The organism is Actinomadura sp. SCN-SB (assembly GCF_043906805.1).
Classification (GTDB): Bacteria; Actinomycetota; Actinomycetes; order Streptosporangiales; family Streptosporangiaceae; genus Spirillospora.
The window spans coordinates 1-12,399 of record NZ_JBIMPP010000079.1; the positions used below are offsets into that span (position 1 = coordinate 1).

Here is a 12,399-nt window from a genome sequence, read left to right on the forward strand (position 1 = left end):
CCAGGCCGATCGCCCGGGTCGCCAAGGAACTGGGGCAATCATGAGACGTTGCGGACCTGGGTCCGTACGGCCGAGGCGGCAGCGCGGCCTTGGGCGGCGGCCGAGTCGGTCAAGGATGCCGAACTGGCGCGGCTGCGGGAAGGAGGTCACCGAGCTGAAGCTCGAGCGGGAGATCTTGCGCAAGGCGGCCGCCTCTTTCGCTCGGGAGAATCTGGATCGGGCCGCTTTTCCTTCGTCGAGTCCCCACCATCGCGCGTTCGGCGTCAAGCGGCTGTGCCGGATTCTGGGTGTCTCGCGGTCGGGGTTCTACCGGTGACGCCAGGCCGCCTCGGCCTGGGTCGCCTGCAAGGCCTCCGACCTGTGCCTGGCCGGTCATGTCCGGAAGATCCACGCTGACTCCGGGGCGGCGTACGGATCGCCGCGGGTGCATGCCGAACTTCGCAACCAGGGACATCGGGTGAACCGCAAGCGCGTCGAGCGGGTGATGCGCGAGCATCGGATCGTCAGCCAGCACCTGCGCCGCCGGAGCCGGATCTGCTGCGGCGGGACTTCAGTACCGGGCCGGCCAACGCGTGCTGGTGCGGTGATATGACGTATCTGCCTGTGGCCCGGAAGTGGATGTACCTGGCGACCGTGATCGACATCGGGACCAGGCGCCTGGTCGGCTACTCGATGGCCGAGCGCATGCGCGCCGAATTGGTCATCGACGCCCTCACCCGGAGAGCGTCGAAAGGGCCAGCAAGATCCATCTGGCCACCGATAGGACCCACTTACGGCCATAAGTGTTGATCCCAGAGCCGCCTGCTGGTAGTCCTTGCTTTATCTATGTCATGGGCAAGAGCAAGCTGAGAGGCAAGGCTGCATGCTCCCACACAGCTCTGTCAGGAATTGCTCCAAGTGTGCAGGAATGCAGAAGGGTGAATGCTATTGTTGCCTTGCGCCCTAAACTACGGCAATATAGCACGGACTGTGGTGCCGGGTACGGGCATGGCAGCTCAGGTTCCTCGGTATATTGAAAGGTAACGACAGATAATGTCGCAGGAGCTCTCGGGCCTGGATCGTGTAGTGAAACCTGCGCGGAGCCTGGTTAATCCGCTCAACTTTCTTCTGGCTACGCGGGACGCGGGATACAAGAGCACTGCCCTTGTCATGGCGGAGCTTATCGATAACTCGATTCAGGCGGGCGCCAGGAACGTGGGCGTAGTGGTGTCCTCCGCGGCGGACTCCCGGATGCCTGTTGAAATCGCCGTAGCCGATGACGGTGAGGGGATGGAGGCGGACACCCTCGCTATGGCTCTGACGTTCGGCGGATCGAGCAGGTTCAACGACCGGTCCTCATTGGGTCGCTATGGGATGGGGCTGCCGAACGGGACCCTCAGCCGTTGCAGGCGGGTCGAGGTGTACACGTGGCGAGGGCCGCAGTGCCTGCGTAGTGTGCTGGACCTGGATCAGATTACCGCTCGGGGCGAGGATGCCTTGCCCTGTGTGGAAGCGGTTGCACGGCCACCCGAGGTCACATCGGGAAGCGGTACCCTCGTACGCCTCCTCCGGTGCGACCGCGTGGAATACCGTCGGCCCTCGGCGCTGGCAAAGAAACTCGAAGGAGAGTTGGGTCGGATATATCGCCATTTTTTAGTCTCTGGTCTCACCTTAACAATAAATGGCAAGTATGCTTCTGCTAGTGACCCACTGTGCCTTCTGAATGGCTCGGCCTGGATGGGGGGAAGGCAATTCGGTGACACCCTTGTCTATCGCCTATCTGCGGGTTTTGAGAAGGGGGAGATCTCTGTCCGCTTCAGTGAGCTTCCCGTTGATAAATGGCACGATCTTTCGGCGGAGGAAAAACGGGCTCGCGGGATCACGAATGCGCCTTGTGTGTCAGTGGTACGCGCAGGGCGGGAGATCGACCGCGGCTGGTTCTTCATGGGTGGGAAAAGGCGTGAAAATTACGATGACTGGTGGCGATGCGAGATCAGCTTCGCCCCGGTGCTTGACGAGCTCTTCGGGATTACGAACTCCAAGCAGGCGATCGCGCCGCGTGGCGAACTGCTGGACATGCTCGGGCCGGACTTGGAGCCCATCGCACGGGCGCTCAACAACCGGGTCCGCAGGCAGTTCGAGATGGTCAGGTCGGTGGCACCACTCGGCGCTGCGGAAGAGCAGGCGGGGCGAGTAGATGCGGCACTACCGCCCATGCCACCACGGAGGGACGCCATCCCTGATGCTGTGGCACAGACTCTCGCCGGCAGCCGACACAGGAAAACGGCTGGTTCCGGGCCGTACCAGATCGTCATAACCGACCTTCCAGATACCCATGCCTTCGACATCGTGGTGCGGGACGGGCGACTGTGGCTTCTGCTGAACTCTCGTCACCCATTGTATCGAGACCTGTACGGTCCGCTGGCGATGAGCGAGTCTCCCAGGGATCAGGAGGTTGCCAAGCAGGTCGCCTTGGCCGTTCTCGCAGCTGCGCGTGCGGAGGTCGGGACATGGCCTCGGAGTGGGCGCGTAAGTGGTCGGCGCTTCCGGCAGACTTGGGCGGACGTGCTTGCGACGTTCATGAACGGGTGAGATGACAGACGACAACTGGTACCTGCTTTCCGCCCCGGCGGCGTGGGGTCAGAGCGAGCGGAAGGCTTTCACCGCCCTTGCCCTGGCGGTCTCCGCGTCCCCGGGTCGCGTCGGAACAGATGTCGAGGCAGCTAGACGTGCCTGCGTCAAGGTTGGGCAGGCGAGCCTGGCCGCGGCTGCGCACGTCCTGTGCGATCTTGCGAGCCAGGGGTGGGCAGTCCGCGTTGACGGCGAGGTGTGGGTGCTACCGGAAGCATCCGTGGCCGACCCCGCAGCGGAGAAGGAACGGATACGCAGGCAGGAATTGGTCAAACGGAACGAACAGCTGTCTCAGCCTTCGGTGCGCCGGTTCGTCACCGCCATGGAAAGACCCCGCGAGTTCCGTGGTCGGTTCGTTTCCATCTTCAGCCTCATGCGGGATGGCGGGGAACTGAGGGCCGCTCTAGAGAAGGCCGCCACCAACTCCGGTAGCGACCCGGCGGCAATGCGGGCGGCCGTCGACCCGTATATTCAGCCGGTTGTCACAGGCGAGCGTTGCCATCACACGGGCCTGCGTCTTACCGACATTTGGCGGTATTTCCGCCACACGTGGACCAACTACTACGCCACTACTCCAGGCCGGACCTTGGCGCTGCTAGTTCGTGATCGCGCGGCGCCCTACCACCCGGTCATCGGAATCGCGGCGCTTAGTAGCGCCATCGTCCAGATCAGCGAACGTGATCATTGGATCGGCTGGCAGCCGGGGCCGTTCCTCGCAGGGCTGGCCCACGAGCCGACCGACCGAATGGCCGGGTGGGTCGCCGGGAGGTTGCAACGCGGGCTCGACGAACTGTACGTGGATGACCTTATCCAGGACGGTTTGTACTGGCCGAACCTGTGGGACTCTCCGACGCCGGAGTCGATTGAGCGGCTGGTTAAGGAGGCCCATGCCCGGCGCCGTGACCACCATCGGTTTGTGCGGCGCGCCGACTTCAAGAGCAGGTCCAAAGGCAATCCCGCCACGTGGCAGCAGCGGGCAGAATCAGATCTGTTCCGCAGCAAGCGGTGCCTGGCGCTGGCGGACCTCTTGAGGGCCCGTGCCGCCCTTATCCCGTTCCTGTCGCCAAAGCCGACCAGTAACGGGCTCCGCAAAGCCCTTGAGGATCCTCAGGGGAAGCGCGCGATTGCCGCGATACTCCGTCGCGCGAAAGCCGAATCAGTCGGCACCGAGATAGCCGACCTCGCGGTCTGCGGAGCGGTCGCCCCTTACAACGCGATCCTTGGTGGAAAACTGGTCGGCATGCTGGCGGCCAGCCCGACCGCCGTACACGCCTACCGGGACAAGTACTCCGGGTACGAGAGCGAGATCGCTTCCGCCATGGCCGGCCGCCCCATCCGGCGCCGCACCAACCTTGTCTTCATAGGCACGACCTCCCTATACGGCTCGGGATCGAGCCAGTACAACCGGATCCGGGTGCCAGCCGAGGTACTGGGCGGTACCTCAGACATTCGGTTCCGCGAACTCGGCCGGTCCAAGTCCTACGGCACATCGCACCTGTCCGCTGAATCAGTCACCGCGCTGGTTCGCCTGGCCGAGCAGAGCAAGACTGGAGTCCGTGTCAACAGCATCTTCGGCGAGGGCGTGAACCCGAAGCTGCGCAAGGTCAGGTCAGGGCTAGAGCTTCTTGGCTGGCCTGCCGACATGCTGCTTCAACACGGACGACAACGCATCGTGTATGGGGTCAGCCTGGTCGATAACCTGCTCCCGTACCTGATAGGCGCGGAAGAGGAGCCGGACTACAGCTTCCCCGCGGACGTAGGTGACGACGTGGAGAAAATCTCCAGTTGGTGGATGCAGCGCTGGCTCGCCCGTCGCATCCAATCGGACGCCGTGCTGGCGGAGATATCCCGGCATCACATTGACCGCCCTGTTAGCCACGGCGCCCGTGTCACCCTGCCACCACTCGCCGATTCGGAACCCCTTGACTAAAAGATATTGGCTCGTCGCCCAGCGTAACCGGGCGGTGACCAGTCAGGGGTGCGCTCCTATGGAGCCACCCCTGGCTGGGTTGAGGCGGGGCTAGGCAAGCTGGAAGACCTCGGTCGCCGAGTTCATCAATGCCACAGTTGTTCTGGTCTCGGGGTCCGCGTTGAGGCGCAGTCCAAGTACCCGGACGCGGCGACCGGTCGGCAGTTCGAGTCCGGTGGGTGCATGTATCAGAATCTCCCGCCGTGTGACGCCTTCTGGGTGGAACGACCAGATGCGTTGTCCGTTCCGGACGCCGATCATGCCCTGGCAGTCGAACTTGGCTTGATCAGGAAGATCGAATGGATCCGGCGCGACGGATGACCAGTAAGCGTCGCACAGGTGCCGGACGTCGCAATTGCTGCAGTTCTGTGAGGATGGGATAGCGCGGGGCTCGCCCGCCGCGAGTTCGGCATCGGCCTCCTCGATGCTGGTTGCAGCCTGCTTTTCGATGTCGTCTAGTTCGGGCTCGCCTGGGACGGGGATCGCGGTATCGCGACCGGGGTAGGCGGCGGTGAGGCTGGCGACGGGCCGTCGGTCGGGGTTCGCGCCAGCGTCGAGGGTCCATAGCAGCGCATAAAGCCGCAGTTGCTCCACATGGCTAGGACTCTCGGAGCCGGTCTTGTAGTCGACGATGTGCGCCCCGGACTCGGTGATGCGCATCAGGTCTACCCGCCCCCTCAGCCGCAGGCGTGAAGCCGTCAGCGTGACCTCGGCGTGCGATCCCGGAAGCAGAGGTGAGCGCCCGCCAGGGGAGGGGGCACCTGATGATCTCCCCTCTCTAGGCGGTTTCCCGCCCGGCGTGATGACTGCGCTGCTGATATACGCCTGGACCTGAACCCTGGCGTCAGCGATACGTCCGCGCAGGTTCCGCTGGATGCTTTGGCGCAGGTCATCGTTCAGCCGGGGGTTGCCGTGCAGGCCCGCCAGCCTGCGCTCAGCGGCGCGTTCGATCACCCTCGTGTACCCGCCCAACTCGCGCAGTACGGTAACCGCTTCGGGGGACTGTATGGACTCGCAGCCAGCGGCGACGACCGCCTTCACGATCGTCTCGAGAGAGTCGTGGACGACGTGCCCGAAAATCGTAGCCAGGGCTGGCACGTGCGGGTAGCCGGGGCCCTCCCACAGATCTGGGTAGCTGGCGCGGCTGAGCGCGTACCGGCGTGGGCAGGTCCTGATTTCCCTGAGTGAGGAAAAGCTCCAGTGCGGGGGCGGCCCAGGCAGGATCGCTGCGGATGACTCGATCCCTGTCTCGAAGCGGGCCTGTCCGGTGGTCATGAGATTTCCCTGATAACCCGCTGGCTCGCGGATGGCAAGCTGTGGGTGATCTCGGTGTCGTCGATGAGGAGAATGCGTGCGCTGGTGCTGTACTCCTTTGCCTCCTGGAGTTTCGGGTTCGGGGCCAGGTCGCGGGTGAGCGGGCCGTGTACCCCGATGATCCACTGCTGATCTCCGCGTGTCGCAAGGATGGGTGCGTCCACCGTCCCGATTCCCGGGACGTCGACTACTGCGCCCCGTGTGAGAGAAACGTCGAGTCCGAGGCTGACCAGGTCCTTGTGGAGCCGGTCAGCCGAGCGGGACAGGCGGGCTGGTTCCATGGTGGGCAGCGTGCCATCCAGCAGATGGCGCAGCAGGCTGGCGCCGACGTGCCGGTCGAGGAGCCCGTGCTCGAATCGATTCCGGAAGCTGCGCAGGCACCGATAGCAGGACGCGTCGCAGTCGGCCGGGCAGTTATCCAGGCAGTCAAGGGCGTGCTTGAAGATGTCCAGGCCGTAGTCGCGGATCCGTCGGGTGAAACCGGCGCCGCCAGCAAGGGTGTCATACAGGTAGATCTCCGATTCCAGTCCTAGGGGGCCCAGGGAGGTGAGCGCTGGTCGGTACTCCGCCTGCAACTCCGTCGCCTCGATGTCGAGTAGGTGCGCCGAGGCGATCGTCATGGCTTCGGCGACGGAACGCAGTGCGATATGCGTCGCCAGATACTGAGCCTTCAGGGTGGTCGGCGGCTCGACCTTGAGGCGTACGAGCAGGACGTCAGAGATGAAATCTGTGCCGAGTACTAGCCCCCGGGTGGAACGTGACCCAGGACAGATTGGGTCCTTCTCGTCTGGGTATGGCCTGCGATGAGTCCCGGCGACGTCGCCGGCCCCACCGAAGGTGGGCTCGATCAACCCACAGATCGCACAGAAGGTGTAGCCCTCGCCGCGCGGTCCCGTATTGGTCACCAGCAAGGTCTCGCGCCGGTAGGTCTCCTCGATCCTGTCAGTGACTCGCGCCCACTCCGATTCCTCGTTCGGTCCTGAGGCCATCAACTTGGCCCTGGTCGCGTAGCTGCGTGCCGGAGCGTCGTCGGGGCTAGTACCTGGGTCCATCGACACTCGGTGGGCGAAGCCCGGGGGGCGGAGCCAGTTCATGGCTCTGCCGAATTTGTCCTCGGCGCCGCACGCTGGGCAGGGCCGAATGTCGCCACGCCTGGCCTCGCTGGAGGAAACATGGGTCGCGTAGCGGCAGACCTGGCACTCGAAGTACAGGCGCTTGCCGCGCCACGCTTGGCTGAGTTCCTTGCGGACTGGCGCATACAGCGCGCCGGAGGTCCATTCCTTGTTGTCAATCCAGACGACCTTGCCCGGCGCGTACTGGGTCAGCGCGACAGGGAGCCCCTGGCTGGGTTCATACTGGAACTCAGCTCGGAACGGCATCGATCTGTCTTGATCGAAGACATAGAAGGACACGACATCTGTAGGGAACGCGTATCGGGGCAGGACCCCCTTGTACAACAATCGGTCCAGCAGGTTTGTCTGGCTCCTGCGCGTGCTCGGCTCGGAGGCGCCGTCCTCGGCAGGCCCCTCAGCTTCGGCCTCAACCTGCTCAGGCGCCGAGTCGCCTTCCGAGGGGGCCGGCAGTGTGCCATCCGGGTCGAGATCGAGCGCCTTATCGATTTCCTTCAGCGTCTTGGTGACGATGCCGCTCAGGAGTGCGTCCCGGGCAAAGGCGGGGAGTTCTGCGGGCAGCCAGGCGCTGACCTCGCCGCACAGCGCGTCCTCGTTGCTCTTCAGCCACTCCTCTAGGTCCTGGCGGCTCAACGGCGATGCGGGCCTGGCGAATGCTTCAACGGTCCCGAGGACCTCAAAGAGTTGCGGCTGCTCGTCGGGATCGATATCCGGCAGACGATCCTGGTGGTACCGCTGCAGGAGGTAGGCGGTCACATGGCGGCGGGCGATCTCGTCGTTGTCGAGCGTCAGCTGCGGGTCGTCGACCGTGCCGCGGATCATCTGGTCGGGATTGCGGAAGTAATGATCATCGTGGGTGTCTGCGCTACCGAACGCGAGCACGGTGGCGACCGCATTGCCTCGCCGCCCGGCCCGGCCAGCCCGCTGCTGGTAATTGGCGCGCGACGGGGGCATGTTCCGTAGCGCCACCCCGGACAGGCTGCCGATGTCGATGCCGACTTCCATCGTGGTTGTGCAGGACAGTACGTCGATCGCGGCCCGCGGCGGATCACCGGGCCGGGACCCGAGGTCCACGTCCTGGAAGAGAAGCTCGTGCTCCTCGGCTTTCGAGAAAACCTCGCTGGACTGGGCGGCGTTGAGCTGGGCGGTGTGTTCAGCCGCGATGATGCTCATCGGCGGCTCCGGCGGGTTCTTGAGGGCTCGTTCCGAACTGGCCCGGTAGTAGCCCTTACGCGCCCTGAACACTGGGTCATCAGCCGGGTCCAGCGTCCGGACCTGAGAGGCGCCGCAATTTATGCACTTGTTGATGCTGGGGAAGGGCCTCTGGGTGTACCGACACCGCTCGCAGTATCCCCACAGTCCGCCGGGCTCCAGCGCGACCCTTCCAGCGAGCAGTCGATACGTTCCGCCCCGATTCTCACAGAACACGTTCAGCAGCACCGGAACCCATTTAGCCTCGAAATGCTTCTTTGTGGCGCCGGTCGGCAGCCAATTCTGGATGGGCCTGAACTTGCCGGAGTGCGGTTTCACGCCACCCTTTACCCGCCACCACTCACCGTCGGTCATTGACGGGAACCAGATGCCACGCGTCGTGGTGGCCCACTGCGCGAGCCACAACCTCACCAGGTCGAGTTTCTGATCATCAGTGGACGCCACACCCTCAAGAGCTGGCAGGCCGGCCAGCAGATTGGCCCTCAGCGCCTCCCGTTCCCGCAGCGAGGCAAGGCCGAGGGCGGCAAGGCCGTAGTACTTGTCTGTCAGCGTGGCGTAGATCGCGCGCAGAAGCGACACCGGGGGCTGGGCCTTCAGCATGAGCAATTGAGTGAGGGCGGGGCTGCCGCTGAGAGCTCCGTCATCGATCGCTTTGCCAACGTCGTCAAGCGCCTGCATCGACTCTGTCGGGCGGAGTTCCGGGCGCAGGCGCACCGACAGCTGTTTCGCGCCGACCATGACCGCAAGAAACAACTCTTCCAGGCTGAGCTGGGGCGCCATCATCTGCTGGGCTGCGAGGTCGCTCCATCCTCGAAGGATCAGAGGGCGGATCAGGTCGCGCATCGCATAGTTCTGCAGGTTCGGCGCGAGACGCGCGGCTACCTGGCGGGAGTCTGAGAACGCCAGAACCTTCCGGCCCCGCAAGGGGGCGAAAGGGCTGTAGGGCTGCTGACCCGACGGCTGGACCTCAAGCTGACGGGTAATCAGGGCCTGGAAGGGCTGATCACCCTTGGTCTGGTGATCCTGTACCGACGAGCGACCAAACCCCGCCATCTGGCCGCACACTCCGCAGGGCTTGAACTCGCCATTGGCCGGGGTCTCGCCCTCATCGCCGTCGGTCCCCTCGACCACCTCCCCGGCACGGTGCCTCGGGATGAACACGCTGCGGACTCGGTCGCCGAGTTCGTTCGGGTTGAGCCGTCCGGTGATCAAATCGAGGTCGGCCAACTCAACGTTGTCGGCTGACGGCTCCTCCAGGAGGAGGTCGAGCGCGGACAACTCGTCGACGGGCCCGCCCGCCGACAGGAACGGCGCACCGGGCTCGCTCCACAGAGCCCCTGGCTTGGCCAGGTCATCGGTGTATCCGCGGACATAGGCCGAGCCGCAGTGACGGCACGTGAAGAGCTCGAAGACGCGCGCACCACAGGCGCAGGCAGTCTGCGGTTGCGCGTACAGCTTCCCGACCGGACCTGGGTCCGGGTGCATCTGCCTGTCGACTTCAGGGCAGTCCGGGTCGAGGCATGCCCACAATCCCGGGAGTCCTCGGAAGAACGCATGAACCCGGCACGGCAGCAGCCCAGCTTCCTCAGGCGCCGTTCGCGCGGCGCTGCCGAGTGCCACCAGTGTTGACGCTGCCCTGTCGGCCAGCGTCGCGTCAGCGCTGGGAAACAGGAGGGCACCGAGTTCGCTGACGGGGCGCGCCTGTCGCATGGTCTCGTTCACCAACAGGCCCATCGGCGGATAGCTGTCGAGCGCGGCGACTAGCAGTTCACCAGGGGAAATCCCGGACTCGGGCTTGACGCCACGGAACTCGAGGAATTCACCCAGGGCCTTGATCCGCGCCTCGTCGTCCGCGCCGCTGTAAAACGCTCCCAGGGGTACGGCGGCGAGTACTTCAGCATCCAGCACATTCCCCGTCCCCGCCGGAGATCGCTCGGCGAGTAGGCCCTGTACGGTCCGGAAGTCTCCGACATCCTTCCCAGAGAGCTGTGCAGCGAACTGCCGTGCGTACTCTGGGCTGTCGAAGCTAGCGCTGGTGGCGATCACCTGCAGACGTTCGGCCGGGATGCCTAGCCGCGACCGCAGCCGCCGTAGCAGCAGCGCTACCTCCGCTCCGGCTGCTCCCCGGTACAGGTGCGCCTCATCGATAATAAGGAGGAACTTCTCTTCCGGGTTCGCATCCAGCCACGCCCGCGTCATGTCGAAGACGGGTCGCTCCAGCGGGCGCATGAGCATGTATTCGAGCATCGAGTAGTTAGTGATAAGGACGTCGGGCGGTGCCTGCAGCACCTCATGACGAGTCAAGAGCTCCGGGTCTTCGGGGAGCGTGACCGCCCGGACGAACTCCCCATCCGCGTTTTGCCAGCGGGTGTTCTTCGCTCCGTACCATGCTTTGAGGTTGGGCTTGGCCGGCCATTTGCCGCGATCCTTGAGCTTGTCGATCAGGGCGACCGCGCTTGCATGGCCGGGCGAGGTCTCGTCGGACGCTTCGTCGAGCAGATGTATGTAGAAGTCCTCGATCGGCTTTAGCCGCTGCGTGTCCTTCTGCCGGCTGCGGACACCTGGGTAGAGCGTCCGGCTGGTGTAGCGGGCAAACCGAGGCGGGCGCCCCGCCCATGCCTGGAACCGCGTCGTGACGCGCGGATCGCCCAGGAGCAGCCGTAGCCGCCCCAGTTGGTCGTTCACCAACGCGTTCATCGGGTACAAGATGAGCGCACGGACAGCGGGTGCCTGGAAAGAACCAGGCGCTCTGGCGGCCTCGCCAGCGAGCTTGGCCAACATCGGCAGAAGGAACGACTCGGTCTTGCCAGAGCCCGTTCCCGTGGTGACCGCCAAGCTCACCCCATCGCGCGTGGTCCACTCCAGCGCGTCTGCCTGATGGGTGTATGGCGGATCGAACAGTGCACGTTTCAACTCCCCAGCGGGAGCGGCGAGAGCTTGAAAGAGCTCTTGGACCGGCTCATCGAGATCAAGTTTGGCGAAGCGCCGCCCCGGCTGGTAGCGGGGGGTGCTTTCGAGGAAGGGCTCCCGGAAAAGGACACCTTCTTGTTCCAGGAGTTCCCGGCGCTGCTCGATTAGCGTCTTGTGGCCGACGTGGTAGGTCGCCTCGATGTAGTCGCGAAGAGCGGCCTGGATCTTCTCCGTCGTCTCCGAGATGGTCGGTGCGTCAGCCGTCATTTCGCCCCCTCCGTCGGTACCTGGCGCATCCACAGCATGCTGGCGAGGAAGTCGGCGAGGCCGCCCATTTCGGCCTCGGGGACACGGTACGAGCGCAACGCTCCGGTGGAGCGTGGAATCGGCATTCCGACGAGTTCGAGGTAGCGCTCGGCCCACCGTGGCAGCGGCGTGAACAGGTCGACCGTCCAATCTGCGCCGGTGCCAAGGCCCGAGCAAGGGCCAGCACGAAAGATCTGGGGACGGCCCCCCACGGCGTCGAGCGCCGCCTGAACACGCCAGGCTTCGTCGTGACCCGGTGCCGCAGGGTCATCGACGGGCAGATCAACAAGCCGGACGGCCGCATCTTCGGTGACCAGGGCCACGCACCACAGGTCTGCACCGTAATCCTGTGGCCGCCGCGCCACAAACAAGCCGGAGTCGGAGACCGCAAGGGGCCTCCAACGGCCCCGGTAGTAGGTGACCTTCGCCGCAGAGTCGATGACCGTCATCCCCTCGACGGCCCCCGCGGGGGCAACTGCTGACAGTCGATCTTGGAATCTCGTGATCAGTTCGCCCGGTCCAATCTCCGGCGGACGACGTATCCACTGCTTGCGGCGGATCTTGTGCAGACCGAGCGTCGCCAACTGTGCTTCCGCCTCGGCAGGAGCAAGGGCAATCGACCGTGCGTGGCCCTCGTACTGGACGGCTCCCGCAAGGTCTGAGCTGATGAGCGGTGCGCCGAAGGGACGGATGCCGAGCAGCCGGTACTGGCCGCGTTGCCGCTCAACATACGATGGCGGGCCGAGGTAGAGCAGACGCCCGGAAAGGTCACCGGACTGCCGGAGCTCAAGTAGGTCGCCGGCCGAGACGAGAAGGTCAAGCAGGTCGGCGAGGTCGTCCCGCGAGAGTTTGTCATCATCCGGAAGCACAGGGCACAGGGCTTCGAGCACTGCGTCAATGAGCCGACGCGGAGACGTAGGGCACAAGAACGATGCTGCGCGCCGGAGT

General features: G+C 64.7%; 7 protein-coding genes. 4 read left to right on the plus strand and 3 right to left on the minus strand.

Annotation, left to right across the window (positions count from 1 at the left end; translation table 11 throughout):
• The first annotated feature begins 364 nt into the window (after positions 1–364).
• The 4 genes from ACGWYJ_RS33660 (at position 365) to ACGWYJ_RS33675 (ending at position 4,540) form a co-directional block, all read left to right on the plus strand.
• Positions 365–592 carry an IS3 family transposase gene (locus tag ACGWYJ_RS33660; protein ID WP_395110631.1) on the plus strand — a complete coding sequence of 76 codons (228 nt, stop codon included), beginning with the start codon at positions 365–367 and terminating at the stop codon, positions 590–592.
• Positions 538–789, plus strand: a complete 252-nt coding sequence (locus tag ACGWYJ_RS33665) for a DDE-type integrase/transposase/recombinase (RefSeq protein ID WP_395110632.1) — start codon at positions 538–540, stop codon at positions 787–789. Before ACGWYJ_RS33660 ends, ACGWYJ_RS33665 begins: the two co-directional genes overlap by 55 nt.
• A 243-nt stretch (positions 790–1,032) precedes the next feature.
• Entirely contained in the window at positions 1,033–2,571 is a 1,539-nt protein-coding gene (locus ACGWYJ_RS33670) for an ATP-binding protein (protein WP_395110606.1), read from the plus strand.
• Position 2,572: 1 nt separating this feature from the next.
• Positions 2,573–4,540 (plus strand): Druantia anti-phage system protein DruA, encoded by a 1,968-nt coding sequence (locus ACGWYJ_RS33675; RefSeq protein ID WP_395110607.1) that lies wholly within the window; start codon positions 2,573–2,575, stop codon positions 4,538–4,540.
• 90 nt (positions 4,541–4,630) lie between these two features.
• Here the strand turns inward: ACGWYJ_RS33675 and ACGWYJ_RS33680 are convergent, their stop codons facing one another.
• The 3 genes from ACGWYJ_RS33680 to ACGWYJ_RS33690 are packed head-to-tail and all read right to left on the minus strand — an operon-like array spanning position 4,631 to position 12,341.
• A complete protein-coding gene (locus ACGWYJ_RS33680) occupies positions 4,631–5,854 on the minus strand; it encodes a RecB family exonuclease (protein ID WP_395110608.1) in 1,224 nt (407 codons plus the stop codon).
• Positions 5,851–11,412, minus strand: coding sequence for a DEAD/DEAH box helicase (locus tag ACGWYJ_RS33685; protein WP_395110609.1), 5,562 nt, complete (start codon positions 11,410–11,412; stop codon positions 5,851–5,853). The genes ACGWYJ_RS33680 and ACGWYJ_RS33685 overlap by 4 nt, the downstream gene beginning before the upstream one ends.
• Positions 11,409–12,341: a hypothetical protein gene (locus tag ACGWYJ_RS33690; protein ID WP_395110610.1), complete on the minus strand. Its 933-nt coding sequence runs from the start codon at positions 12,339–12,341 to the stop codon at positions 11,409–11,411. The genes ACGWYJ_RS33685 and ACGWYJ_RS33690 overlap by 4 nt, the downstream gene beginning before the upstream one ends.
• Positions 12,342–12,399 lie beyond the last annotated feature (58 nt).

Bases quoted from the DNA above. Each gene is read 5' to 3' on its own strand.
- ACGWYJ_RS33680 (WP_395110608.1), bottom strand. From the start codon at position 5,854: ATGACCACCGGACAGGCCCGCTTCGAGACAGGGATCGAGTCATCCGCA.
- ACGWYJ_RS33670 (WP_395110606.1), top strand. From the start codon at position 1,033: ATGTCGCAGGAGCTCTCGGGCCTGGATCGTGTAGTGAAACCTGCGCGG.
- ACGWYJ_RS33685 (WP_395110609.1), bottom strand. From the start codon at position 11,412: ATGACGGCTGACGCACCGACCATCTCGGAGACGACGGAGAAGATCCAG.
- ACGWYJ_RS33675 (WP_395110607.1), top strand. From the start codon at position 2,573: ATGACAGACGACAACTGGTACCTGCTTTCCGCCCCGGCGGCGTGGGGT.